At 62.0% G+C, this 25,705-nt stretch carries 11 protein-coding genes; 10 read left to right on the top strand and 1 reads right to left on the bottom strand.

Annotation, left to right across the window (positions count from 1 at the left end; all coding sequences use genetic code 11):
- Positions 1–619 precede the first annotated feature (619 nt).
- Positions 620–1,006, bottom strand: coding sequence for a type II secretion system minor pseudopilin GspI (gene gspI / locus K5Y35_RS23260; RefSeq protein WP_186748732.1), 387 nt, complete (start codon positions 1,004–1,006; stop codon positions 620–622).
- A 147-nt stretch (positions 1,007–1,153) separates the two neighbouring features.
- Between gspI and gspG the strand changes: the two genes are divergently transcribed.
- The 10 genes from gspG (at position 1,154) to K5Y35_RS23210 (ending at position 25,605) form a co-directional block, all read left to right on the top strand.
- Positions 1,154–1,612 (top strand): type II secretion system major pseudopilin GspG, encoded by a 459-nt coding sequence (gene gspG / locus K5Y35_RS23255; protein WP_038368790.1) that lies wholly within the window; start codon positions 1,154–1,156, stop codon positions 1,610–1,612.
- Positions 1,613–1,620: 8 nt separating this feature from the next.
- Positions 1,621–2,580 carry a type II secretion system minor pseudopilin GspK gene (gene gspK, locus K5Y35_RS23250; RefSeq protein WP_222833064.1) on the top strand — a complete coding sequence of 320 codons (960 nt, stop codon included), beginning with the start codon at positions 1,621–1,623 and terminating at the stop codon, positions 2,578–2,580.
- Positions 2,577–3,749, top strand: coding sequence for a type II secretion system protein GspL (gene gspL, locus K5Y35_RS23245; protein ID WP_222833063.1), 1,173 nt, complete (start codon positions 2,577–2,579; stop codon positions 3,747–3,749). Before gspK ends, gspL begins: the two co-directional genes overlap by 4 nt.
- The gene (gene gspM / locus K5Y35_RS23240) at positions 3,742–4,290 is read left to right on the top strand and encodes a type II secretion system protein GspM (protein ID WP_123468110.1); all 549 of its coding nucleotides are present in this window, start codon (positions 3,742–3,744) and stop codon (positions 4,288–4,290) included. The genes gspL and gspM overlap by 8 nt, the downstream gene beginning before the upstream one ends.
- Entirely contained in the window at positions 4,287–6,674 is a 2,388-nt protein-coding gene (gene gspD, locus K5Y35_RS23235; protein ID WP_222833062.1) for a type II secretion system secretin GspD, read from the top strand. The genes gspM and gspD overlap by 4 nt, the downstream gene beginning before the upstream one ends.
- Positions 6,675–7,472: 798 nt before the next feature.
- Entirely contained in the window at positions 7,473–8,879 is a 1,407-nt protein-coding gene (gene gspE, locus K5Y35_RS23230) for a type II secretion system ATPase GspE (RefSeq protein WP_123468114.1), read from the top strand.
- Positions 8,879–10,090: a type II secretion system inner membrane protein GspF gene (gspF, locus tag K5Y35_RS23225; RefSeq protein ID WP_123468116.1), complete on the top strand. Its 1,212-nt coding sequence runs from the start codon at positions 8,879–8,881 to the stop codon at positions 10,088–10,090. Before gspE ends, gspF begins: the two co-directional genes overlap by 1 nt.
- 498 nt (positions 10,091–10,588) lie before the next feature.
- Complete coding sequence (locus tag K5Y35_RS23220; protein ID WP_123468118.1) at positions 10,589–11,698, top strand: substrate-binding domain-containing protein; 1,110 nt, start codon at positions 10,589–10,591, stop codon at positions 11,696–11,698.
- Positions 11,699–11,791: 93 nt separating this feature from the next.
- Positions 11,792–12,892, top strand: a complete 1,101-nt coding sequence (locus K5Y35_RS23215; RefSeq protein ID WP_123468120.1) for a substrate-binding domain-containing protein — start codon at positions 11,792–11,794, stop codon at positions 12,890–12,892.
- 209 nt (positions 12,893–13,101) lie between these two features.
- Positions 13,102–25,605, top strand: coding sequence for a filamentous haemagglutinin family protein (locus K5Y35_RS23210; protein ID WP_222833061.1), 12,504 nt, complete (start codon positions 13,102–13,104; stop codon positions 25,603–25,605).
- The last annotated feature ends 100 nt before the right edge of the window (positions 25,606–25,705 follow it).

The following is a 25,705-nucleotide window of genomic DNA, read 5'->3' as shown; positions in this document are numbered from 1 at the left end:
TCTTGCGGGGTGCGTCGACCTGGAAGATCTTGGTGATTATGGGTTTGGTGATTCTGGGACTTCGCGAATGGAAGCGGCCCTCACCCCAACCCTCTCCCGGAGGGAGAGGGGGCCGACTGAGTTGTCTTGCGGGGTGCATCGACCTGGAAGATCTTGGTGATTATGGTTCGGTGAAGGATCTTGGCGATTATGGGGTTGGGGATTCTGGGACTTCGCGAGTAGAAGCTACCCTCACCCCAACCCTCTCCCGGAGGGAGAGGGGGCCGACTGAGGTGTCTTGCGGGGTGTATCGACCTGGAAGATCTTGGTGGTTATGGGGTTGGGGATTCTGGGACTTCGCGAGTAGAAGCGGCCCTCACCCCAGCCCTCTCCCGGAGGGAGAGGGGGCCGACTGAGTTGTCTTGCCGGGTGCATCGACCTGGAAGATCTTGGCGATTATGGTTCGCTGAAGGAACTTGGCGATTATCGTTTTGGTGAAAGACCCTGGTGATTATGGCTTCAGGGAAGAACCTTCGATTTGGCTTTGTGAGCTTGGCAATTGTGGATTCAATGAATGGCTTTCAAGTCGGTGTAGCTCTCGAATATCCCCGAATCGGTTCCCTCTCCCTCTGGGAGAGGGCTAGGGTGAGGGGCTTTCCGTTCGGGACAACAATGTCTCCAGCCTGGCCAACGGCGGCGCATCCTGGTTGCGGTCGAATACCTGGATGCCAATTTTGAGCAACCGCCCATTTTCGGCTGCGCTGATCAATTGCTCACACCGCAACAACAACCGTCCCTGATCGCAATCAACAGCCTTCATTCCCACCGGCAATCGCCCCTCCAACCGCAACTCCGCCATCCGACTCTGCGCCGCAATCAGCGCCACCGACCGATCCCTTAAAACCCCGCTGCTCTGCGTCATCAATCCCGCCACGCGCACAGCCGCCGACATCGCCACGGCAATAATCGCCAGCGCCACCAGCACTTCAATCAGGGTGAAACCCGCTTCTCGCGAACGCGCACGCATACAGGGCCCAAAGCCAAAACACAGCCCTCGACGCTAACCCGCGTGCTTGACGGCTTGACGACGAAAACTCCCGAGGATTTTCAACATCCCTGACATATCTTCTTGCAACACTGCGCGTCGAATCGAATCAAGCCAGGGAATGTCGAGATGGATATCGCACCTTTCAAATCGCTTCAGCAACCGATGCGCACGCCGCGTGGTCAGCAGGGTTTTACCCTGATCGAGATCATGGTGGTGGTGGTGATTCTGGGGATTCTCGCGGCGATGGTGGTGCCCAAGGTGCTCGATCGTCCGGATCAGGCACGGGCCACGGCGGCGAAGCAGGACATTGGCGGGTTGATGCAGGCCCTCAAGCTGTATCGCCTCGACCACGGCACTTACCCGAGCATGAACCAGGGGCTGAAGGTGTTGGTGGAGCGGCCGGCGGATGCGAAGAACAGCAATTGGCGCTCGTACCTGGAACGCCTGCCGAACGATCCGTGGGGGCGGCCTTATCAGTACCTCAACCCCGGCGCCAATGGCGAGATCGACATCTTTTCCCTCGGCGCCGACGGTCAGCCTGACGGCGACGGCGTGAACGCCGACATCGGTTCGTGGCAGCTGTAAGGCCGGCCATGGACAGCCGTTCGCCGAACCGGGCGAAGCAGCAAGGGATGGCGATTATCAGCGCGTTGCTGATCGCGGCCGTGGTGGCGGTGATTGCGGCGGGCATGCTGACCCGCCAAAGCGTTTCGACCCGTGCGCTGGAAGCGGATCAGCAGCGGGTGCAGGGCCGCTGGGGGGTGCAGGGCGGTCTGGAGATCAGCCGTCAGTGGTTGTGGGAGGCGCGCCAGCGCGATCCGCTGACCCGCCTCGATCAGCCGTGGGCACAGCGCCTCAGCGCATCAGGTTTTGAAGGCCGGCTGGAAGACGAGCAGGGCAAGTTCAACCTGCGCAATCTGGTGGCCAATGAGCGCGTGGATGAGGCACAGGTCGAGGCGTTCGCGCGCCTGTGCGAGTTGATTGGTGTCAGCGCCGGGTTGAGCCAGCGCATCAGTCAGCGGGTGATTGCCTCTTACCCGCGACTGTTGAATCCGCAGATCGCCGCGACCACCCAAACCGGCTTCGACAGTGGCCGGTTAACGTCGCCCAACGCTTCGCGAAAACCCGAAAATCCAAAGCTGCCGATGCTGCGCAGCATCGAGGATCTGCGCAGTGTCGATGGCATCAATGACGCGCTGATCAGCAAACTCGCGCCGTACCTGACGGTGATTCCAGCGACGACTTGGGTCAACGGCAACACCGCCACCGCGCCGGTGCTGGCCGCGAATGTGCCGGGGTTGTCGCTGGAGCGGGCGCAGGCGTTGATCAATGAACGTGACGCCGGGCGCTGGTTCATCAATCGCGGTGATTTCGTCAACCGTTTGCGCATGCCGCAACTGGAGATCAGCAGCGTCAAGGTCGGCATCACCAGTGACTGGTTTCGCCTGCGCGGCGAGGCGCGGCGTGATCAGCGCCGGGTCAGCCTCGAAGCGTTATTGCATCGCTCGCAGGATCGCCTGCCGCAGGTGATCTGGTCGCGGGTGGGCGTATGAGTCAGCTACGGATTGCTCTGGCGCCGTTGGCCGAACTCGAGCTGGACAGTCCGCTGCACTGCGCGTGGCTGGATCGTCAGGGGCAGGTCAGTCGTGAGGAATGCCTCAGCCTGAACCAGTTGAGCCAGTCGCCGAAACAGCCGCCGCTGGTGTGTTTTCTGCACCCCGCGGACAGTCTGCTGGCGAGCATCGACGTGCCGCCGCTGCCTGCGAACAAGACGGCGGCCGCGGTGCAATGCGCCGCGCAGGCGTTGATGCTCGGTGACGGCAACGCGATGCACATCGCTCACAGTCCCCGTGATGAAGCCGGGCAGGTGCAGATCGCCTGGGCGCCCTGCGAACGCTTGCTGCGCCTCGGGCAACTGCTCAAGCACAGCGGCCTTAACCTGCGCGGCGTGTACCCGGCGGCTTACAGTTTGCCGGTGTTGCCGGGCACGGTGGCCTGTCGCCTGGACGGTCATCTGTTGCTGCGCGACAGCGTGCAAACAGCGCGGGTGCAGCCGTTGTTCGATGAAGACCCGGGCGACGGGTTGCTGGCGTCCGGCAGTGCCTTGCACTGGATTGGCGACGGTGCACCGCCCAACGCTGAACTGCCAATGGCCGAGGCCCAGCGCTGGACCGGGCCTTTACCGGGCTGGGGCTTGCACGGCGCCGTGCAACAACAGAACACCGAGCATCGCGGCTGGGGCCGGGCATTGGCTTTGTTGGCATTGGCCGTGGCGGTGTGGGTGGTCGGTTTGAACCTGTATGCCGCCCGCGAAGCCAGTCAGGGCCAGCAGTTGAAGGCGCACATGAATCAGCGGGTGAAACAGGCCTTCCCCGAGTTGCCGGTGATCCTCAATCCGTTGCAACAGGCCCGTCAGCAATTGGCGGCGCGGCAGAAGGGCGCGGCGGACGATCCGGCGCAAACCTTCAATCGGCTGGTGCTGCAGGCCGGCAGCGGCATGCCGTTCATGGCTGGCAGTGTCGAGCAACTGACGTTCGCCGAGGGCGCGTTGCAATTGCGTCTGCTCAGCGATGCGCGGCGCTCCGGCACCGACAAAGACTGGCAAAGCACACTCGCTCAGGCCGGCATCAGCGTCACCGCCGAGGATGACGGCTGGACGCTGCGCCCGGCAGGAGAATCCCCTTCAAGTAGCACCGACGACAGCGGAGCAGAAGATGAATAAGGCCTCGCTCGCGGAGTACCGCGCCCGCTGGCAGCGCTTCAACAGTCAGGTGCAGGCGCGCTGGCAACCGTTGGCGCTGCGGGAGAAACGCATGGTCGGCGGCATGGCTCTGGCGCTGGTCGGCCTGTTGATCTGGGTGGCGTTGATTCAGCCACCGCTGAAGAAAATCACCTATTGGCAAGCCGAGACGCCAAAACTGCGCGCGCAGACCGAAGCGCTGGAGGTGTTGCTGCGCGAAGTCAGCGTGCGCCCGGCCGGGCAAGGCGTGGCCCAGGCGCTGGAGCAGACGCTGCAGGCCAGCGGGCTGGCCGGGCATTACCAATTACAGGCGGCGGATGCCGGTGCGTGGCAGTTGATCTTCGATGCCGCCCCGGCCGATGCGGTGCTCGACTGGTTGCTGAGCACGCCGTCACAACTTTCTTTGCAGGTGGTCGAGGCCCGTTTGCAACGTGCAGACAACGCTTCGACCGATGTTACCGCCGGCACTTTGTCAGGCACCGTTCGCATGGATCAGGCGCTTGGCGCTAAGGAAGCTTCATGAAGGGGTCAGGATCCAAACCGGCACGCTTGGCTTTGCCGATGCTGCTGATGGCATTGAGCGCGTGCAGCAACACCACCACGCCACAAAACCAGCCGCCGTTGCTGGTCGACAGCGAACTCGGTCGGCCACTGGCCAACACCCAGCGCAGCGGCGACGCGGTGCTGGACCGCGAGCGCGCACAGGCGCAGGCGCGACCTGCGCCGAAGCAATTGCACAACATCACCAAGAGTGCGCGCAGCGGTGCGGCGCCATCGGGTACCACGTTGCCGAGCAATCCGCTGGGCGATCAACCGGTGACGCTGAACTTTGTCGACGCCGATATTCAAGCGGTGGTACGGGCATTGTCGCGTTCGACCGGTCAGCAGTTTCTCGTCGACCCACGGGTCAAGGGCAACCTGACGCTGGTTTCGGAAGGTCAGGTGCCGGCGCGCCAGGCCTACGACATGCTGCTGGCGGCGTTGCGCATGCAGGGCTTCAGCGTGGTCGATGTCGGCGGTGTGGCGCAGGTGGTGCCGGAGGCCGATGCGAAGCTGCTCGGCGGGCCGATCTACAGCGCCGACAAACCCGCCGGCAACGGCATGCTCACCCGCACGTTCCGCCTGCAATACGAGAACGCGGTGAACCTGATTCCGGTGCTGCGCCCGATTGTGTCGCCGAACAACCCGATCAACGCCTATCCGGGCAACAACACCATCGTCGTCACCGATTACGCCGAGAACCTCACCCGCGTCGCGCAGTTGATTGCCAGCATCGACTCGCCGAGTGCGATCAACACCGATGTGGTGCAGATCCAGAACGGCATCGCCGCTGACATCGCGCCGATGGTCGCTGATTTGCTGGATGCGCCGGGCAACGATCCGACGCAGAAAATCGCGGTGATCGGCGACCCGCGTTCCAACACCATCATCATTCGCGCCGGCAGCCCCGAGCGTACCGAGCTGGCGCGCAACCTGATCTACAAACTCGACAATGCGCAGAGCAATCCGAGCAACCTGCACGTGGTTTATCTGCGCAACGCCCAGGCCGCGAAACTGGCGCAGGCCTTGCGCGGCTTGCTCACCGGCGAAAGCGACAGCGGCACCAGCGACAGTGCGCGGTCGGTGCTCAGCGCGATGGGTGGCACCGGCAGCAATGGCGGCCAGAATGGCCAGAGCGGTGCGCAAACCAGCGGCACCCCATCGACCAGCAGCAACGGCAGCACGGGCAGCACCGGCGGCAGTTACGCCCAGGGCAGCAGTGGCAGCGCCAGCAGTGGCGGCGCGCAAAGCAGTGAACAGAACGTTGCCTTCAGCGCTGGCGGCGTGACCATTCAGGCGGACGCCACCACCAACACCTTGCTGATTTCCGCGCCGGAACCGCTGTACCGCAACCTGCGCGAAGTCATCGACTTGCTCGATCAGCGTCGCGCACAAGTGGTGATCGAAAGCCTGATCGTCGAGGTCGGCGAAGACGATGCCAGTGAGTTCGGTGTGCAATGGCAGACCGGCAACCTCGGTGGTAACGGCGTGATCGGCGGGGCCAATCTGGGTGGCTCGGGCATCAACGTCAGCGGCAAGACCAGCATCGACGTACTGCCGCAGGGTTTGAACCTGGGCTACGTCAACGGCACCGTCGACATCCCCGGCATCGGCAAGATCCTCGACCTGAAAGTGCTGGCCCGAGCGCTGAAGAGCAAGGGCGGCACCAACGTGCTGTCGACGCCGAACCTGCTGACCCTGGACAACGAAGCGGCGAGCATTTTCGTTGGCCAGACCATTCCGTTTGTCAGCGGCAGTTACGTCACTGGCGGTGGTGGCACCAGCAACAACCCGTTCCAGACCGTGACCCGTGAAGAGGTTGGTTTGAAGCTCAATGTGCGGCCGCAGATTTCCGAGGGCGGTACGGTCAAGCTCGACATTTATCAGGAAGTCAGCAGCATCGACGAACGCGCTTCGGCCAGCGCCAAATCGGCGGGGATTGTCACCAACAAACGGGCGATCGACACCAGCATCTTGCTGGATGACGGCCAGATCATGGTGCTTGGCGGCTTGCTGCAGGACGGCTACAGCCAGAGCAACGACGCGGTGCCGTGGCTGGGCAGTCTGCCGGGGATTGGTGCGCTGTTTCGCAACGAGCGCCGGGCGATCACCAAGACCAACCTGATGGTGTTCCTGCGCCCGTACATCATCCGCGACAGCGAAGCGGGGCGCAGCATCACCCTCAACCGCTACGATTTCATGCGCCGCGCCCAGGGTGGCCTGCAACCGGAGCGCAGCTGGGCGATGCCGGACATGCAGGCGCCGCAATTGCCGACAGCCGCGCAAGGCGTGCCGGCAGTGGCGCCCACCTCAGGCCCTCGCGCAACCATCAAAGCCGTACCGATTGACGGGAGCAGACGCTTTTGAACCCAGCCCGCAATCTGCAACTCACCCCTGTGGTGAGGGGAATTGGAGTAGTTCAAGAGATGAGTGCGCTGCCTTGCACATGGACCAAAGCTGTGCCGATTGACGGGAGCACACGCTTTTGAAACCTGCCCGCAATCTGCATCTCACCCCTGTGGCGAGGGGATTTATCCCCGTTCGGCTGCGCAGCAGTCGTAAACATTGCGGGCGCGATATGTCTGGAAAAAAACCGATTGCAGGTTTTGGGGTTGCTGCGCAACCCAGCGGGGATAAATCCCCTCGCCACAGTGGAATTGGGGGAGTTCAGGAGATGAGTGCACTGCCTTGCACATGGACCCAAGCGGTGCCGATTCATGGGAGCACACGCTTTTGAAACCAGCTCGCAATCTGCAACTCACCCCTGTGGTGAGGGGAATTGGAGTAGTTCAAGAGATGAGTGTGCTGCCTTGCACATGGACCAAAGCCGTGCCGATTGACGGGAGCACACGCTTTTGAAACCTGCCCGCAATCTGCATCTCACCCCTGTGGCGAGGGGATTTGGAGGAGTTCAGGAGATGAGTGCGTTGCCTTGCACATGGACCAAAGCTGTGCCGATTCATGGGAGCACACGCTTTTGAAACCAGCCCGCAATCTGCAACCCACCCCTGTGGCGAGGGGATTTATCCCCGTTCGGCTGCGCAGCAGTCGTAAACATTGCGGGCGCGATATGTCTGGAAAAAACCGATTGCAGGTTTTGGGGTTGCTGCGCAACCCAGCGGGGATAAATCCCCTCGCCACAGTGGAACTGGAGGAGTTCAGGAGATGAGTGCGTTGCCTTACGCCTGGGCCAAGGCGCAGCGGATTTTGTTGTGTGATGGGGTGTTGACGGTGTGCCCGTCGACGCCCGGCTGGTCGATCAGTGAGGCGCGGCGGCAGTTTGGCGCGACCACGATACAGCGCGTGCGCGATGACGAACTCGATGGCTTGCTCGCCAGCGCTTATGCCGATACTGGCAGCGCGGCGGCGGTGGTCGGTGCGGCGGAAAACGAAGTCGATCTCGACCGCCTGATGCAGGACATGCCGGAAATCACCGACCTGCTCGACACTCAGGACGGCGCGCCGGTGATTCGCATGATCAACGCGCTGCTCACCCAGGCTGCGCGCGATGAGGCCAGTGACATCCACATTGAACCGTTCGAAACCCATTCGGTGGTGCGCTACCGGGTCGACGGCACCTTGCGTGATGTGGTTTCGCCGCGCAAGGCGCTGCACGGTGCGCTGGTGTCGCGGATCAAGATCATGGCCCAGCTCGACATCGCTGAAAAACGCCTGCCGCAGGACGGTCGCATCGCGTTGCGCGTGGCCGGGCGGCCAATCGACATTCGTGTTTCAACGGTGCCCACCGGGCATGGCGAAAGGGTGGTGATGCGCCTGCTGGACAAACAGGCCGGGCGTCTGCATCTGGAAACCCTGGGCATGGACGCGCAAGTGCTGGCCAAACTCGACCACTTGATCCGCCAGCCCCACGGCATCGTGCTGGTCACCGGCCCCACCGGTAGCGGCAAGACCACCAGCCTCTACGCCGCGCTGGCGCGACTGGATGCCAGCACCAGCAACATCCTCACCGTGGAGGACCCGGTGGAATACGACCTGCCGGGGATCAGCCAGATTCAGGTCAACGCCAAGATCGACATGACCTTCGCCCTGGCACTGCGGGCGATTTTGCGGCAAGACCCGGACATCATCATGATTGGTGAGATCCGCGACTTGGAAACCGCGCAAATCGCGGTGCAAGCCTCGCTGACCGGTCACCTGGTGCTGGCGACCCTGCACACCAACGACGCGGTGTCGGCGGTCAACCGCTTGATCGACATGGGCGTCGAACCGTTTCTGCTGGCCTCGTCGATGCTCGGGGTCTTGGCCCAGCGGCTGGTGCGACGACTGTGCAAAGAATGCAAACAAGAAGACCCGGCGGCACCGGGGACGTGGCGCCCGGTCGGTTGCCCGGCGTGTAATCACACCGGCTACAGCGGTCGTACCGGCATTCACGAATTGTTCTGCATCGACGACGACATCCGCACCCTGATTCACCAAGGGGCAGGGGAGCAAGCCTTGCGTGCGGCGGCGTCAAAGGCCGGCATGTTCAGCCTGCGTGAGGACGGTGAACGCTGGATTCGCAGCGGCGCCACCGCCCCTGAAGAAATCCTCCGTGTGACTCGGGACGCCTGATGAATCGCTATCGTTTTGAAGCCGCCGACGCCACTGGCAAGATCGAGTCCGGGCATCTGGAAGCGGACAGCCAGGGCGCCGCGTTCAGTGTTTTACGCGGGCGCGGATTGACCGCACTGTCGGTGCACAAGGAAAGCAATGTCGCCCAGCAGGGCGGCGGTGGATTGTTCAGTGCCAGGCTCTCCGACAATGATCTGGCCTGGGCCACGCGGCAATTGGCGAGTCTGTTGGGTGCCAGCCTGCCACTGGAGGCAGCGCTCAGCGCCACGGTGGAGCAGGCCGAAAAAAAACACATCGCCCATACCCTTAGCGCGGTGCGTGCCGACGTGCGCAGCGGCATGCGCCTGGCCGAGTCACTGGCTGCGCGGCCACGGGATTTTCCGGAGATTTACCGTGCGCTGATTGCGGCGGGAGAGGAATCCGGAGATCTGGCGCAGGTCATGGAGCGGCTCGCGGATTACATCGAGGAGCGCAACAACCTGCGCGGCAAGATTCTCACCGCATTCATTTATCCGGGTGTGGTCGGGCTGGTGTCGATCGGCATCGTGATTTTCTTGCTCAGCTACGTGGTGCCGCAGGTGGTCAGCGCGTTTTCCCAGGCGCGGCAGGATTTGCCGGGGCTGACCCTGGCGATGCTCAACGCGAGTGATTTCATCCGCAGTTGGGGCTGGCTGTGTGCAGGGATCATGGCCGCAAGCTTCTGGAGCTGGCGCTTGTATCTGCGCAATCCGGCGGCGCGTTTGAGGTGGCATCATCGGGTGCTGAAACTGCCGCTGATCGGGCGTTTCATTCTGGGCCTGAACACCGCACGTTTTGCTTCGACCCTGGCGATTCTCGGCGGCGCCGGGGTGCCGTTGTTGCGCGCACTGGAAGCGGCGCGGCAGACCTTGTCCAACGACCGCTTGAGTCTGAGTGTCAGCGAGGCCACGGCCAAGGTGCGCGAGGGGGTGAACCTGGCGGCGGCGTTGCGGGTGGAGAACGTGTTTCCACCGGTGCTGATTCACCTGATCGCCAGCGGCGAGAAGACCGGGTCGTTGCCACCGATGCTTGAGCGTGCGGCGCAGACGCTGTCACGGGATATCGAGCGGCGGGCGATGGGCATGACCGCATTGCTTGAGCCGCTGATGATTGTGGTGATGGGCGGGGTGGTGCTGGTGATTGTGATGGCGGTGTTGTTGCCGATTATTGAGATCAACCAGTTGGTGCAGTAGGGGTGTGTCTGATGCCTTGGTGGTGGTTGCACTGGCCTCATCGCTGGCAAGCCAGCTCCCACAGGGAACAGTGTTGTTAATGCGATTTGCAGCAAAACACAAAAACCTGTGGGAGCTGGCTTGCCAGCGATGAGGCCCGCCAGGCCAATAAATAGTTCAACGTTTTTGCAAAAGATTCTCCATCACCCGAGCGATGTTTTCCCGATCCTCGGGTTCTCCGTTCTGTCATCTGCAACCACCCGCCAACGCCTCCAGCCCGATTCAGTCAAACCCGCGATCCAGAGGCTGCGCAGCATCCGACAAACACCCGAGAAAATCCCTTCAGAAACAGCTCGCAGCTCCCGAGGTTTTTTCCTTTATCTGTCACCGGAAACTGCGAATTTCTCAGTGCGACTTAACCAAGGCCAACGCTAGCGAGGGCCCCGGTGAGTCCTCCCAGTGTCATGCAAGTCACCCGAAAACCTGTGTTCCCAAACCTAGTTGAAAAGGAGATTCTTCATGTTCAAGCGCACTCTGATCGCAGCTTCCCTGACCGTCGCCGCTCTGGCTTCCGCTCAAGCCATGGCCGTTACCGGTGGTGGTGCAACGCTGCCTGCCGCTCTGTACAAAGGCTCTGCCGACAGCATCCTGCCAGCCAACTTCTCCTACGCTGCCATCGGTAGCGGCGGTGGCAAGACTGCTTTCCTGACCAACAACCCGGCTGGTTTCAGCACCACTGGCACTGTGCACTTCGCCGGTAGCGACTCGATCCTCAGCGCTTCGGAACTCAAGACCTACAAAGACACCTACAATGCTTCGTTCGGTCCGCTGATTCAGCTGCCTTCGGTTGCCACTTCGGTTGCCATCCCTTACAAAAAAGCCGGTCAGACTGCTCTGAACCTGACCAGCGCTCAGCTGTGCGAAGTGTTCTCCGGCCAGAAAACCACTTGGGGAGCGCTGCTGGGCACTGCTGACACCACCGCTATCCGCGTGGTTTACCGCAACGTTTCCAGCGGCACTTCGGAAATCCTCACCCGCCACCTGAGCACGATTTGCCCGACTCAGTTCGCGACCAACACCACCTTCACCGCCGCTCGTATCGGTGGCATCGCCTTGCCTTCGAACTGGGTCGGTGTAGCCAACACTTCCGATGTTGCCACTACCGTGAATGCGGTTGACGGCTCCATCGGTTATGTCGGTCCGGACGGTGTTGACGCTACCAGCAACGCTGTTGTTGCCCGCGTGAACGGTGTTCAGCCTACTTCGCTCAACGTGACGCTGGCGCTGTCGTCGGTGACCCCTCCATCGTCTGCTGTCGATGCTGCCGATCCATCCAAGTGGTCGCCAGTGGTCGCTAACCCGACTTCGGGTTACAAACTGGCTGCTTACACCAACTTCATCTTCGGTCAGTGCTACAAGGACGCAGCCGTGGCCGCTGATGTCAAAGCCTTCCTGACCACTCACTACAGCAACCCGGGCAACAACACTGCGACTCAGGCCCACAAGTTTGTCGCCGTGCCTAACGCCTGGAAAACCGCTGTAACCGCCAACTTCATCACCAACACCTCGGGCAACAACCTGGACATCAACAACGCCAGCGTCTGCAACGCTATCGGTCGTCCTTTGTAAGCAGGTTGGTTTAGTCAGCTGTAACGGTGGCAGCCCTCCGGGGCTGCCATTTTTTTTGGCTCCCGTTGGGGGCATTCGATAAGGAGATTGAACATGTTCAAACTTATTGGAGTGGCCGCACTGGTGTCGGCGGCGCTGGTTTCTGGGCAGGCGATGGCGGTGACCGGTGGTGGTTCAACGTTACCCGCAGCTCTGTATACCGGGGCTGCAAACAGCATTTTGCCGGCGAATTTCAGTTACCTCGGCACCGGCAGCGGCATTGGCAAGACCGCGTTCCTGACCAATAATCCGGCCGGTTTCAGTACCACCGGCACTGTGCATTTCGCCGCCAGCGAATCAATCCTCAGTTCTGCGGAGCTCAACGCGTACACAAGTAATTACGGCGCAGCATACGGCCCGTTGATCCAGTTGCCTTCTGTTTCCACCTCGGTCGTCATTGCGTACAAGAAATCCGGCCAGACAGCGCTCAACTTGACCAGCGCCCAGTTGTGCGATGCGTTATCGGGATCCAAAACCACATGGGGCGCTTTGCTGGGCAGTTCCGACCCGACGCCGATCCGAGTCGTCTATCGCGACGTTTCCAGCGGTACTTCGGAGCTCCTGACCCGCCACCTGAACTCGATATGCCCGACCCAATTTGCGACCAACGCGACCTTTACCAGCGCGCGCCTGCCGGTGGGTTCGTCCATACCCTCGAACTGGGTAGCTGTACGCAACACGCTTGATGTCGTGCCTGCCGTGAATGCGGTTGACGGCTCCATTGGTTATTCAGGCCCCGACGGGATTGCCGTTACGAACAATGCCGTCGTTGCCCGAATCAACGGAGTATTGCCGACGCTGGCGAATGTCTCGCTCGCAGTGTCATCGGCAGCGCTGCCAGCGACACCTGCCAATCCGGCGCAGTGGGTACCTGTTGTAGCGAACCCGGCCAGTGGCTATGCCATATCCGGATACAGCAACTTGCTGTTCGGTCAGTGTTACAGGGATGCCGCTGTGGCAAATGATGTGCGTGCCTTCCTGGCGAAGCATTACAGCGTTCCGGGAAATGCGGTCGCAACCGTTGCCCATGGTCTGTTGCCTATTCCTACGCGCTGGAAGAACGCCGTGACAGCCAACTTCATCACCAACACCAGTGGCAACAATCTCGACATCAACAATCCATCAGTGTGCAACGGTATTGGCCGACCTCTTTGAACGAGGCTGACGTCAAGCGGATGGCAGCCCTGCAGCGGGCTGCCATTTTTTATTCAAGTCACACAGCGGTCGGTGCCGCGAATACTCCCCCAACATGAAGTTTGTGTGACATCCGTTCGGTCGCGCCCCTCGCCAACTGCCTATGTCGTAACAGCAGGTTTTTGTTCGCCTGCGGCCATGTGTGGCAATCAAAAAAGGATCTCGTAGTGATGCTCGCTCGCCCGTCCCGTCGTCGTACCCACGTTCAGTCCTTTCCGCGTGATGCCGTGGAGCCGGCGCTGTGGCTGCTCAAGCCGTTGGCGCACGCCGTGGCGTTGTGTCTGGTGGCGGGCAGCGCGCAGGCGCAGACGGCGTTCAGTTCGAGCTGGTTTGCCGCCAAGGGCGCCGCGCAGCAAGCGGCAGCGGCACGGCCGAGCGTGGGCGGATTACCGGGGATGACGCCGCCACTGGCCCAACAGCAAAAAGCCAATCAGCAATTGCAGCGCTCTATCCAGACCTTGAACAACACCGTTGCCGCGATTGCCGCGCAACAAGCGGCGCAGGCCGCCGGGCGCACTGCGGCGTTGGGCACGGTGCAGTTTGTGCCGGACGGTCTGGGCGAGGGCGGTTTGAAAGTCGATAACAGCCTGGCCCAGGGTTGGCAGAACGCCAAGGGCCCGCAACAGACCCAGGCCGACGGCAAGACCACGGTGAAGATCGAACAGACCGCTGACAAGGCGATCCTCAACTGGGAAACCTTCAACGTCGGTCGCAACACCACGGTTGATTTCGCCCAGCAGTCGAACTGGGCAGTGCTCAACCGGGTCAACGATCCAAACGCCCGGGCCAGCCAGATTCAAGGCCAGATCAAGGGCAACGGCACGGTGATGCTGATCAACCGCAACGGCATCGTGTTCAGCGGCAGTAGCCAGGTCAACGTGCGCAACCTGGTTGCGGCAGCGGCGAATATCACCGACATACAGTTCCGCGATCGAGGTCTGTATTTCGACAGCACCGGCACTCAGCCGACCTTCACCGATGCCGCTGGCAAAGTGTTGGTGGAGCGCGGTGCCTCGATTGAAACCCACAAACCGGCGGCTTCTATCGATGCCGGCGGCTACGCGTTGCTGCTGGGCAACGAAGTGCAGAACGACGGCAACATCAACACCGCCAAGGGCCAGACCGTGCTGGCAGCCGGTGACCGATTCTACATCCGCAAGGGCTCGGGCACCGAAGGCAATGCGCTGTCCACCACCTTTGGCAGCGAAGTCATTCCGGGCTTCAAGGCCGGTGCCGTTGCGGGCAAAGTCACTAACAACGGACTGATCCAGTCGTCGACCGGCGACATCACCCTTACCGGCCACGAGGTCGTGCAAAACGGCGTATTGCTCGCCAGCACTTCAGTTGCAACACGAGGCACGATTCACCTATCCAATCCGATCAACGACGCCACGGGCAGCGTGACCCTGGGGCAGAGCAGCGCCACGGCAATCATGCTCGACAGCAGCGACATGACCGCCCTCGACAGCCAGCATCAGGCCGCGCTGGCGGGCGTCACGGCCAACAATCGGATCCGTGGCGATCAGTCGCGCATCGAGATTCAGAGCGGTGGCAGTGTCGAGTTCCAGAGCGGCTCGATCACCCTGGCCACCGGCGGCCAGGTCGCGGTCAGCGCACAGCGTCGCAGTCTGGTGCGTGACGGCGCGATGATCGATGTCTCGGGTGCCATCGGCGTCAAAGTGGCGATGGAAAACAACAGCATCAAGATCAACGTGCAGGGCAACGAGCAGCGCGATGCGTCGGTCAACCGCGAGAAAGGCGCGCTCAACAGCAATGACATCTGGGTCGATGTGCGCGAGCTGGTATACGTGCCGGCCGGCACCAACGGCTACGCCACGGATCGCTGGTACACCGCCGGTGGCCTGTTGGAAGTCGGGGGTTATCTCGGCACTCAGGGCCACAGCGTCGGCGAATGGATGGCCCAGGGTGGCACGGTGAGTTTCGCCGGCAACGACGTGGTGACGGAAAAAGGCTCGCTGATCAACCTGTCCGGCGGCACCCTGGATGTGCAGAGCGGGCAGATTCGCCAGAGCTGGCTGCGCGGCGCCGATGGACGCTTGTATGAAGTCTCCCGCGCCCCGGGGGATCTGCTCTACACCGGGCTGTACAAAGGTTATGAAGACAGCAGCGAACGCTGGGGCCAGACCAGCTATTTCTACAACCCGCTGATCGCCCCGCGTTCACGTTTCGAATCGGGTTACACCGTGGGCCGCGATGCCGGGCAACTGGTGATTTCCACAGCGAACGCCGTGCTCGACGGGCAGATGATCGGCGATGTGTATCAGGGTGAACGGCAGAATCAGGCTTCGAAACCGGTGCTCGACGGCTATCAGCAGAGTCAGACCGCGCTGGCCCGGCGTGCGCAACTGATCGTCGGCAGTTACGATCCGACTTTTGTCGCGGCGTCGAGTGGGCTGCTCTACACCCTCAATCCGTTGCTCGATCAGATACAGATCGGTGGCTCGCGCCCGGTCGCCGGCAACGATTTTGATCTGACCGGTGCGGTGTCCGATGCCCGCAAGGGCAAGCTGTATCTCGATAACGATCAGCTCAACGGATTCCGTCTCGGTGCGCTCAAGGTTTCGGCCAAGGATCAGATCGCCGTTGACGGTGGGCTTACGCTCGACAGCGGTGGCGACATCACCCTGTACGCCCCGGATGTGCAGGTCGGCGCCGACCTGACCGCTCGCGGGGGCAGCCTGCGTCTGGGCAACGTACTCAATCAGTTCACTGGCGGTGCAAACACTGACACTCGTCTGGCGGCGAAAGCCGACAAGGCGACGCAAACCCGCATCGCCGAGGGCGTACGGCTCGACACCCGCGGCCTCTGGAGCAACCTGCGCACCAATCCGGACGATAACGCCAGCCTGGCGTATCTGAACGGTGGTCTGATATCGATCCGCAACAGCGGCGATATCGACGTCGCTGCCGGCAGCCTGCTCGACGTTTCTTCCGGTGGCGCCGTGCTCGCCAATGGCAAGACCCGGGGTGGCAAGGGCGGGGATCTGACGCTGGAATCGAGCGCCATTTCCGCACCAGGCAAAACCCGTCTGGACCTCGATGGCGAACTGCGTGGGTACGGCGTCACGGGCGGCGGCACCCTGACGGTGCAGGCCAACAAAATACTGGTCGGGCAAACGGATAAAGCCCTGGCGGACAACACCTTGCAACTGTCCGCCGACCTGTTCGGCAAGGGGTTCTCCGCCTACAACCTGATCGGCCTGAGCGGACTTGAAGTGGCCGAAGGCACCGCAATTGACGTGAACATGCCGGTCTACCGTTTTGGCGATGCGGCCCCCAACGAGGTCAGCGGCGTCGATCCGCGAACGGCGCTGGAGCTGTGGACCCCGACGCTGTTCCAGGAAAACCCGACCAAGGGCGTACTGACCCAGCGCGCCGGCGCCAGCCTGACACTGCAAGGCGGCGCGACGCTGGTCGAGCTGATTGACGCCGCCAACAGCACCTTGACCCTGGGCCGAGGCTCGCGCATCAGCGTCGATCCGGGGCAGAGCATCAAATTGCGTGGCGCCGGGCAGATCACCGTTGACGGTGAACTGGATGCCTGGGGTGGCACGATCGATATTCGTCAACAACAGTTCGGCTCGATCCAGCCGGCCACTTCGATTCAAGTGGGGGATCCGAACGCACATGACCGCTCGATCTGGATCGGCGAACAGGCGGTGCTGGATGTCGCCGCGCGCGCCAATACAGCGACCGACACCTTGGGCCGCACTTACGGGCAGGTCGGCAAGGGCGGCAGCATCATCATCGGCGGCGAGATCGACTCGAAACTGGCAACCGCCACGGCCGCCGATGCCTACGTGATTGTGCGTCCGGGCGCGCGGCTGGATGCGTCGGGTACCGAGGCCGTTCTGGATATCGCCGGCCAGGGCCCGACCCGCGTCGCAACGGATGGCGGGCGAATCGGTTTGAGCTCCTACACCGGCCTGTTCGTCGAAGGCAACTTGCGTGCGGCGGCGGGTGGCGTCGGGGCGGCCGGTGGTCGTCTGGAACTGGCGCTGGAGACGCCGCTGTATTCCGATTCGGCGAGCAACGCGGTGCGGGCTCCGAGGGAAATGATCATCGGCCAAGCGGCAGGGAACGGGCTGCTGCCCGCGAATCTGAGACCCGGCGAAGGCGCCGATGGCTTGCGTTACGGTCAAGCCCGTTTGAGTGCCGATGGCTTGATGACGGGCGGTTTCGACAATCTCAGCCTGCTGAGCAACGGTCTTTTGTCGTTCGACGGTGACGTCAATCTGCGCATGAATCAGAGCCTCAGCCTGTTCGCCGGAGCGCTGTCGCTTGCCGAGAACTCCAAAGGCACGGCGCGGGTTGATTTGAGTGCGCCGTACCTGCGTCTGTCAGGAGTGGGCACCTACTTTGCCGGCTTCAGCATGATGCGCCCACGATTGCTTCCCGGCCCGACGACCCGGTTGTCCGACGCGACGTTGAATGCCTCTGCGAACCTGTTGGACGTGGGCAATGGCCTGTCCTTCGGAACTCAGGGTTCGATCCTGCAACGGCAGGCTCCGGCCGTTGCATACAGCCGTCGGGCTTTCGGTCTGGTGAACCTCGACAGCAGCGGCGATCTGCGTTTCCTCGCGCCGAATGATGGCGCGGAGAAAACCAGGCTGTGGACACCGGGCGACTTGAATCTCGGTGCGGCGCAGATCTATCCCGCCACCGGTGTTCAGGCTGAGGTGCGCGTCGGTTATCAGGGCGAGGTTCCGGTTTCTCAACACACCTTGCGGATCAGCGGTCACGGGGCTGCACCGGCTGCAGTGCCGTACTCGGCATTCGGAAAGCTGACTTTTTCCGCCGCGTACATCGAGCAGGGCGGTGTCTTGCGTGCACCGCTGGGCAAGATCGTATTGGGTGACGATTTGCTCAGCACGACTCGCGAGGTTCATCTGCTGCCGGGCAGTCTGACTTCGGTCAGCGGTGCCGGTCTGGTCATGCCGTACGGCGGCACCACGGACGGTATCGACTATCGCTACAACGGCAAATCCGTGGTGCTCGACGGCATCACCGGCGAAACATCAGGCGTGTCGATCGGCACGCAATTTGCCGATGTGCAGAGCGACGCGGTCATCGACCTGTCCGGCGGCGGGGATCTGCGCGGCGCCGGTTTCGTGTCCGGTCGTGGCGGCTCCACCGATGCGCGTTTCAACCCGCTGGTGCGCAACGCGCCTGACGGCACCTTCAGCCTGCCGGGGCTGGCGAGCAACCCGGTCTATGCCATCGTGCCCGGCAACCAGAGCAGCTATGCGCCGATGCTGGCCGAGGCCGGTGCGGTCGATCCGCGTATCGGGCAGCAGATCACCATTGGTGCCGGCGTTCCGGGGTTGGCAGCGGGCACTTACACATTGTTGCCGTCAACGTTTGCCTTGATGCCCGGTGCGTTCCGGGTTGAAGTGAACGGTCAGGCGACACCCGGCGTGACAACCGGGGCGCTGCCATTGCGTAACGGTTCATGGACCAGCAGCGGGCAGATGTCGATTGCCAATACTGACGTGCGTGCCAGCCTGGCCAGTCAGGTGATCCTCACGTCTGCCGACGTGTTGCGTCGTTACTCGCAGTACAACGAAACCGGATTCACTTCCTTCATCCAGAGCGATGCCGCCCGGCGTGGTGTGCCACGCGCGATGGCACCGATGGACGGCAAGACACTGGATCTGCGCCTGGCGTCCGGCGGCAAGCAAGGCATCGATTTGCAGTTCAACGGGCGTGCGTTGTTCGACGCTGCCGAGGGTGGCATGGCCGGCACGGCGGTGGTGCGCGGCGGCAACGCCGGTAGCAGCTTCGAGATCCTGGGCGCGGGCCATGCACCGACCCCTGGCTTCAATGGCGTGTCGTTATACGCCGACACGCTTAATAGCCTCAATGCCGGGCGTCTGACTATCGGTGCGATGCCGAATGTCCTGTACAACACAGCCGCCAACATCATCGGTTTCCTGGGCACCAGCGCAAACATTGTCTTGCGTGAAGGGGCGATTCTGTCTGCACCGGAAGTCTTGCTGCGCACCACGTCAACGCTTGGCGGCATCACGGTCGAAGCGGGGGGCGGGATCAATACGCTGGGGCGTGGCAACGTGGCCTACGACTCAATGGCCGGTTTCATTTATGAGCCGAGAGCCTCCAGCGTGTTGCTCGTTTCCAACGGTTGGACCCAGGTCCTCGCGCCGGAGCTGGCCAGTGGCATCACCGGAGCGGGCAGTATCCGGATCGGCACTTGCGCAACGAGTGTGTGCAGCAATCCGGCCCTGCTGTATTCGAACGGCAGTATCACTGCCGTCACGGATAACCAGTTCGAACTCGGTGAAGCGGTGCGTTTCGGCACCCGTCATCTGGCACTGTCGGTCGGCTCGGTCAATGCCGGCAGCGCCGAGGCGCTGGCGGCGGCAGGCAGCCGCGTGCCTGCCGGCCTCACGCTCAACCAGAACGTACTCGACCGTTTGCTGCGCGGTGATACGCAGTTTGGCGCGCCGGCCCTGGAAACCCTGAGCCTGACCACTCGCGACGCCTTCAATTTCTACGGCAGCGTCAGCCTCGACACGATCGACCCACAGACCGGCCAGAGCAAATTGCAGAACCTGGTGCTGGTCACTCCGGCGATTTACGGTCTGGGCAACGCCGGCGACGTGGCGAGTATCCGTACCGCCAACCTGATCTGGAACGGTGCGACCCAGAGTCCTGGCGCAGTCATCACGGGTGGTGCGGGCACCGGCAGTGGCACGCTGGACATTCAGGCCCAGCGGATCGAGCTGGGTTATGGCCCGATGCCTCAGGCCAGCGGGCTGGATCAGAACAATCGTCTGGCGCTGGGGTTCGCCAACGTCAACCTGAGCGCCAGCGAGCGCATCACCGCCAATCACAAGGGCAGCCTAGCGGTGTATCAGGAGCAAGGCGCTTACGATCCGGTCAAGGGTTACAGCTACAGCGGCGGCAATCTGAATCTGCGTACGCCGTTGCTCACTGGCGAGGCGGCATCAGTCAGCCTGCTCAAGGCCGGCAATAGCCTGACCTTGAGCGGCGCCGGGGCTGCCGGCGTGGCCAATGCCCTGGGTGCGGAGTTGAACCTTGAAGCCCGCGATATCGTGCTCGACAGCCGTATCGCATTGGCCAGCGGCAAGCTGACGGTGAAGTCCGAAGGCGATCTGACCCTGGGCAGTGGAGCCGTACTGGATATGGCCGGACGTACCTTGCCGTTCAACGATGTCAGCAAGTACAGCTGGGGTGGCGATGTTTCGCTGTACAGCGCAAATGGCAATATCCGTCAGGCCGCGGGCTCGCGGATCGATCTGTCGGCGAAGAACAATCAGGCCGGTAACCTTAGCGTCGTCGCTCTGGCCGATGCGGCCGGGATGGTCGATCTGCAAGGCCAGATTGTCGGCGGCAGCAGTGGTTATTACGACGCCGGTGGCACGCTGGTGCCGTACAAGGCCAGTGGCGTGGACATTCGCGCGCAGCGTCTGGGCGGTGACGCCACCGAGCAGTTCGCTGCACTCAATCAGCGCTTGAGTGCCGGACAGGTTTACGGCAGCCGCAGCCTGCAACTCAAACAAGGCAATCTTGTGATCGGCGACGGTCTCAAGGCTGGTGAGATCAATGTGTCGGTGGACAATGGCAGCCTGACGGTTGCCGGTCTGATCGACGCCAGCGGCGAACGTGTCGGCAGCATTCGTCTGTCGGCGAAAAACGGTCTGACTCTTGCGGGCAACAGTGTGCTCGATGCCCATGGCCGTGTGCTGCGGGTCGACAGCTACGGCAAGATCATCGATGCGCCGAACCGTGCCACGGTCGAACTCGGTTCCGGCGATGGTTTACTCACGCTAGGCAGCGGAGCGCGCATCGACCTGCGCCACGGCACCGATGCCGTGCCCGGTTTCCTTGCGGGGCAACACGATGGAATGCTGCGCGGCACGCTGGAGCTGAACGCGCCACGTCTGGGCAGCAATGACATTGCCATCGACGCCAGTGGTGTGCTGACCATTCAGGGCGCGCGTTCTATCGGGCTCAATGGCACGCGCCGTTATACCGATGCCCGTGATGGTGTCGATCAGGCGGTCAGTGGTCGGCCGTATCAGGTGATTGACAAGGTCATGCTCGAACGCATTCACGGTGACAGCAAAGACTTTATCAACGCCGCGCTGGGTAATAACGATCTGCTGCAACGCAAACTCGCCGGGCTGAACAACACCACTTACGCAGACGCGTTCCATCTGCGCCCAGGCGTGGAAATTGCCAGCAAGACTGCCGACGGAGATCTGGTGGTGGAGGGTGATCTGGATTTGTCCGGCTATCGTTATGCCAGTCTCAATCCGCACACGCGACTGAATCCGTTGGTGTACGGGTCAGGGGAGGCCGGCAGCCTGGTGATTCGTGCCGGTGGCAACCTCGACATTTACGGCAGCATCAACGACGGTTTCGCGCCACCACCGGAAACCAAGGATGACGCCGGCTGGAAACTGATCGCCGGTGTGCAACCGTTCGGCGGCGATCTGATCGTGCCGGGCAGCGGGGTTACGCTGGCCGAGGGCACGCAGTTTCCGGTGGGCGCGACGCTCAATTACGACGTGACGATTCAGGGTGCGCGACTGGCCAGCGGCACGTTGCTGCCGACACAGGCGGTTTTGGGCGAGGCTTATACGTTCAGCGCCGGCACAGTGCTGGCGGGAGCTATCCATGATGCCGGTGGTCATCTGTTGTACGCGGCGGGAACGTTGCTCAGCGAAAGTGTGACGTTGCCGGCGAACACTCGCCTGGGTTCCGGTATCCGTCTGAACAAGGCCACGAGCCTAAAGGCCATGACCTGGCCCAAGGGCGTGCCGTTGCCAGGGGTTTTCGACCTCGATCTTTTAACGGTTTCCGGTGTGAAACTGAGCAGCTCGCTGGCCTTGCTGCGCGGTTCGCTGATTCCTTCGATGACTGATGTAAAGCTTGCCGACGGCACTTCGCTGATCGAACTGCGTCCGTTCAACGGCACGCAGCAAGGCAAGAACTGGGCGTTGGCCAGTATGTTGCCTTCGGGCAGTGCGTCATGGTCGATGCGCGCGGTGGCGGGTGCCGATCTTGAGGCGGCGGACAGCCGTGCCGTGAAGCCTGTCACCACCGATGGCAATCTGCGGCTGGCGGACACTCATTACGGTGTCACGCTTACCCAGGCAACCGGGATACTCGTGTGGGCACCGGGCAATCCGTATGACCTTCCGGGGTATTACCCTGTGCCCGATGACCAATTGGAGATCTGTGCGCAGATAGAAGGGCTCTGTGTGCCGATGGCACGCTGGGTATGGGCGCCGGGCAGTGGTCAAGGACCTGACTACGAACCCGTTCCCGAGGAGTATCAGGTCCTTTGTGAAATCTATCCGGAGTTCTGCATCGGCAATAATCCCGGCACAACCGCCAAGGCCCACAGCCAGATGTTCAGTGTGCTGCGCACCGGTACTGGCGATCTTGATCTGATGGCTGCCGGCAACTTGAGCATGGATTCACCGTTTGGCGTTTATACCGCCGGCACTCAAGCAGCGAACGTCGATCCGTTGTACAACCAGAAACGCGGGTATCTCTCGAACAGTAATTCGGTATTGGGCAGCGCCGGTGCCGATTATGAAAAATGGGTCAACGGCGGCACCGACAGTCTTTACCAGGCCTGGTATCCGCAGATGGGCGGCAATCTGACGATCAACGCGGGCGGGTCTGTTTCGGGCGATTCGGTAGGGCAGAAAACTCGATCGACTTCAGGTGGAACCCGGGAGCAGATCGCAAGTGTCGCGGTGGGCAACTGGCTGTGGCGCCAAGGCACGGACAACCCGGATATGCCCACGGCCTGGTGGATCAACTTCGGCAGCTATGCCACCCAATTGATGCCAGATACGAACACCAATACCGAACCGTACCTGGTCGGGTTCACCGGTTTCGGCACTTTGGGCGGCGGTAATATCAGCCTGCGGGCCGGTGGTGATGCCGGCATGCTCAAGCCGTTGGGGGATGCCGTGAACAATCCTCGAAGCCAAGGTCTGATCGTCGCAGTCGGCAGCACCGGTCGAGTCGCCAGCGATGGCAGCGTGCAGATGACCGGGGGGGGTGACATGGATATTCGAATCGGCGGTACGTTCAACCCGTCGCTGCAAGCGCGGGCAGGAGAAACCGGTATCGGCAAACCGGTCCATGATCTGCAAGGTGCGCTGATCAACCTGCGCGGTGCGGCACAAATGACGGGTGGAGCACTGGGTGGCATCAACCTGAGGTACGGCGCCAGCACCGTGGTCAATGATCTTCGGGAAACCCGGGCACTTGATCCATTTACCTCGACCACCGGTAGCGCTTCCGGAGGCGTGGTGCTGATTCCGGGAGACTCGGGCATGAGCCTGAGCAGCCGTGGGGATCTGGTATTGGGTGGTGCAGCGGATCCTGGGCGAGTGAGTCTGATGAACGCCAGCCCGATCATGGCCGCCAACGGTAGCGTTCAGCAGGGCGGTACTCTGAGCGGCTTCTCATTGTGGACCGACCACACCGCAATCGATCTGTTCTCGGCTGGCGGGAACCTGACGCCGGGCACACAGATATCCGAGGTCAACTCATCCAACGGTCTGATCACGGGCCGCAATACCTCTCCTACCGATGGCCGGTTTGTCTATCCATCGATACTTCGTGCGGTGGCGGGCCAGGGATCCATCTATGCAGGACCATCCGCGACGTTCACTGGCGTAGACAACTACCCGCTGCAAGGTTACTCACTGCTCCTGGCTCCGTCGAAGTCGGGACAGCTTGAACTGCTGGCAGGTGACTCTATCTACGCCGGTGGCTATGCGATCAACCAGTCGGGGGCGAGCCCGATGGCCATTACCACGCCGTTCAACCCGGCGTTCAACACCTTTACCACCAACAGAAACACAAGCAAGCCGGTGCGCACCAACTACAGCGACGATGGCGTGGCACCAGAGAGTAACGTGCGATATCCGCTGTTTGCCTTTGGTCCCGATAGCTATTCGGGTTTGAACGACGTACAGGGGCCGGCGCGAATCTACGCACTGACGGGGGACCTGGTGGGCGTTCGCAGTGGTGAAACGTTGAGCTTTTCCACTTCCAAACGCACCTGGTACGAAGCGGCCGGTCCTGTGTGGATGATCGCCGGTCGTGACATCGTCGCCTCCGGCACCACCCTGGGGCAGCCTACGGCAGTACCGAGTTCAGAAATAAGCAACGGCAAGGATGGCATTTCTTCCACCGGCAACCTGTTTGTCCACAATGATCCGCGAGACGTATCGCGAGTGTCAGCAGGTCGCGACATTCTCTACAGCAACTTTGATATCGCCGGGCCGGGAACGCTGGATATCAACGCCGGGCGCAATATCCTTATGGAAAACCGCGCCAGCATCACCAGCCTCGGCTCGTTGGTGGCAGGCGATAAACAACCGGGTGCCAGCGTGGTATTGCAGGCCGGTGTGGGCGCGCAGGGGCCGGATTATTCGCGGTTCATTGCCCGCTATCTGAACCCGCAGAACCTTGCCGACCCGAACGCATCGCTCAACGGGCAGCCAGGCAAAGTGGTCAAGACTTACCTCGACGAATTGCAAAGCTGGCTGACCCTCGGCTATGGATTCAGCGGCAACACCGAACAGGCGCAAGCCTTCTTCGCTGCGTTGCCACGTGCGGAGCAGGCGATCTTCGCCCGTCAGGTGTACTTCGCCGAACTGCGTGCTGGTGGCCTGGAATACAACGATGTCGATGGCCCGCGCAAAGGCAGTTACCTGCGTGGTCGCAACGCCATTGCTTCGCTGTTCCCGACCACCGATGTGGCCGGCAACCCGATCCGCTACGACGGCGACATCACGCTTTATGGCGGTGCCGGGGTCAAGACTTTGTTCGGTGGCGATATCCAGATGCTCACGCCAGGCGGTGGTCAGGTGTTCGGCATCGAGGGCGCGGCGCCGCCCTCGACGGCGGGGATCATTACCCAGGGCTCGGGCAATATTCAGCTCTACTCCCAGGGCAGCATTCTGCTGGGACAGAGCCGGATCATGACCACGTTTGGTGGCTCGATCCTCGGCTGGTCCGCCGAAGGCGACATCAACGCCGGTCGGGGTTCGAAAACCACCGTGGTCTACACCCCGCCGAAACGCGTGTACGACACCTGGGGCAACGTGACCCTGTCGCCATCGGTGCCGAGCACCGGCGCCGGTATCGCCACGCTCAACCCGATTGCCGAAGTGGCCCCGGGGGACATCGACCTGATCGCGCCGCTGGGCACCATCGATGCCGGCGAGGCGGGGATTCGTGTGTCGGGCAACGTCAACATCGCCGCCCTGACGGTGGTCAACGCTGCCAACATTTCGGTGCAGGGTAAATCGACCGGGGTGCCGGTGGTATCGGCGGTCAACACTGGCGCGATCACCTCGGCCAGTTCGGCGGCATCTTCGGCCACGCAAGCGGCGGAAGACGTGGCGCGTCAGCAGCAAGCGGCCTCGCGGCAGAATCAGGCCTCGGTGTTTACCGTGCAGGTGCTGAGTTTCGGCAACGAACAACTCGCCCCAACCCGCGATGGCGCCAGCCGCACCCCGGCCCCAGGCTACAACCCGAACAGCCCGGTGCAGGTGCTGGGCGCCGGAGCGCTGGATGATCAGGCGAAACAGCAGTTGACCGAGGAGGAACGTGGGCAACTGACGTTGTAAAAGACTCTCGTGTAGTACGTTTGGGCGGCCTTTGGGTCGCCCTTTTTTATCTGCTAAAAACTTTTGAACGGGTCACAAACCCTTGTAGGAGCGAGCCTGC

Source organism: Pseudomonas sp. SC3(2021) (assembly GCF_019856535.1).
Lineage (GTDB): Bacteria > Pseudomonadota > Gammaproteobacteria > Pseudomonadales > Pseudomonadaceae > Aquipseudomonas > Aquipseudomonas monsensis.
The sequence above is the reverse complement of the archived record's forward strand: the minus strand, read 5'-3'. Positions and strand labels throughout refer to the sequence as shown.

Coding starts and splice junctions, on each gene's coding strand:
- gspI (WP_186748732.1), bottom strand. CDS start 1,006: ATGCGTGCGCGTTCGCGAGAAGCGGGTTTCACCCTGATTGAAGTGCTG.
- gspG (WP_038368790.1), top strand. CDS start 1,154: ATGGATATCGCACCTTTCAAATCGCTTCAGCAACCGATGCGCACGCCG.
- gspK (WP_222833064.1), top strand. CDS start 1,621: ATGGACAGCCGTTCGCCGAACCGGGCGAAGCAGCAAGGGATGGCGATT.
- gspL (WP_222833063.1), top strand. CDS start 2,577: ATGAGTCAGCTACGGATTGCTCTGGCGCCGTTGGCCGAACTCGAGCTG.
- gspM (WP_123468110.1), top strand. CDS start 3,742: ATGAATAAGGCCTCGCTCGCGGAGTACCGCGCCCGCTGGCAGCGCTTC.
- gspD (WP_222833062.1), top strand. CDS start 4,287: ATGAAGGGGTCAGGATCCAAACCGGCACGCTTGGCTTTGCCGATGCTG.
- gspE (WP_123468114.1), top strand. CDS start 7,473: ATGAGTGCGTTGCCTTACGCCTGGGCCAAGGCGCAGCGGATTTTGTTG.
- gspF (WP_123468116.1), top strand. CDS start 8,879: ATGAATCGCTATCGTTTTGAAGCCGCCGACGCCACTGGCAAGATCGAG.
- K5Y35_RS23220 (WP_123468118.1), top strand. CDS start 10,589: ATGTTCAAGCGCACTCTGATCGCAGCTTCCCTGACCGTCGCCGCTCTG.
- K5Y35_RS23215 (WP_123468120.1), top strand. CDS start 11,792: ATGTTCAAACTTATTGGAGTGGCCGCACTGGTGTCGGCGGCGCTGGTT.
- K5Y35_RS23210 (WP_222833061.1), top strand. CDS start 13,102: ATGCTCGCTCGCCCGTCCCGTCGTCGTACCCACGTTCAGTCCTTTCCG.